The sequence below is a fragment of the Ancylobacter amanitiformis genome (genome assembly GCF_030814815.1).
GTDB classification, from domain to species: Bacteria; Pseudomonadota; Alphaproteobacteria; order Rhizobiales; family Xanthobacteraceae; genus Ancylobacter; species Ancylobacter amanitiformis.
Genome location: NZ_JAUSVR010000042.1, coordinates 1 through 1,220, shown reverse-complemented (window position 1 = coordinate 1,220; position 1,220 = coordinate 1). Strand labels below are relative to the sequence as shown.

At 70.2% G+C, this 1,220-nt stretch carries 2 protein-coding genes and 1 pseudogene; all 3 read right to left on the bottom strand.

Features of this window, described 5'->3' with window-relative positions:
- Positions 1 to 215 (bottom strand): NAD(P)(+) transhydrogenase (Re/Si-specific) subunit beta (locus tag QOZ99_RS22275; protein WP_306892175.1); only part of this gene is annotated, 215 nt, incomplete at its 3' end.
- A 10-nt stretch (positions 216 to 225) separates the two neighbouring features.
- A complete protein-coding gene (locus QOZ99_RS22270; RefSeq protein ID WP_306892174.1) occupies positions 226 to 693 on the bottom strand; it encodes a proton-translocating transhydrogenase family protein in 468 nt (155 codons plus the stop codon).
- A gap of 167 nt (positions 694 to 860) precedes the next feature.
- Positions 861 to 1,220, bottom strand: a pseudogene (locus QOZ99_RS22265) (NAD(P)(+) transhydrogenase (Re/Si-specific) subunit alpha); the annotation flags it as partial.

Genomic DNA, 1,220 nt, shown 5'->3' with positions numbered 1-1,220 from the left:
CCGCCGCCAAGGGCCAGCCCGCCGATCAGCAGCGCCCAGCCGCCGAACCCGTGCGGGGGCGACGCCGCCAGCGTCGTCAGGATGGCGATGGTCATGCCGACCATGCCGAACAGGTTGCCCTGGCGCGAGGTCGCGGGGCTCGACAGCCCGCGCAGCGCCATGATGAACAGCACCCCCGAGACGAGGTACAGCAGCGCGACGATATTGGCGTTCATCTCGTCGCCCTCACTTCTTCTTCGAGTACATGGCGAGCATCCGGCTGGTCACCAGGAACCCGCCGAAAATGTTCACGGAGGCCAGCACCAGCCCGAAAAAGCCGAAGCCCCGCGCCCAGCCCGTGCCTTCCGCCGTCAGGTCCACGCCCACCGCCAGCAGCGCCCCCACCACGATCACCGAGGAGATCGCGTTGGTCACGCTCATCAAGGGCGTGTGCAGCGCCGGCGTCACCGACCACACCACGTAATAGCCCACGAACACCGCCAGCACGAAGATGGCGAGACGGAACACGAACGGGTCGATCGCCCCGCCCGACACCGCGTGCACGGCCTGTCCCGCCAGCTCGGCATAATGCTGGCTCGCCTCCAGCGCATAGGCCTGCGCCGCCTCGGCCGCCTGCCGCGCCACTTCCGCGGCCAGGCGCGCGCCTTCCACCGCGTTCTGGGCGATCGGATCGCCCGCTACCGGATTGGCCATTTCCTCTTCCCCTGAAACCCTGGGAGCCCGACGGCCGCGCTCTCCCGGCACGGCCCCGACCCGTCAATATCCGTCAATGCCGAGGACCGGCGCCGGACGGAGCCCGCTATCGACCCCGTCCGCGCCCAGCACCGGCTGCGTCGCCTCGCCCCGCCGCCTCGCCGCCGCTAGGCCGCGCTCGCCTGCGCCGGCGCGAAGCCGGGATGCACCACCGCCCCGTCCCGCGTCAGCAGCGTCGCCTTCACCAGTTCGTCGTCCCACTTCACGCCAAGGCTCTTCGTCGCCTTGTCCACCAGCGTTTCCACGAACGCGTACAGGTTCTTCGCGTAAAGCTGCGACGCCGTCGCCGCCAGACGGCCCGGCACGTTGAGATGCCCGACGATCCTCACCCCGTTCGCCGTGGTCACCACCTCGCCCGGCACCGCGCCCTCGACATTGCCGCCCCGCTCCACCGCGAGATCGATGATGACCGAGCCCGCCTTCATCGACGCCACCATCTCCGCCGAGACGAGCTTGGGCGCCGGCCG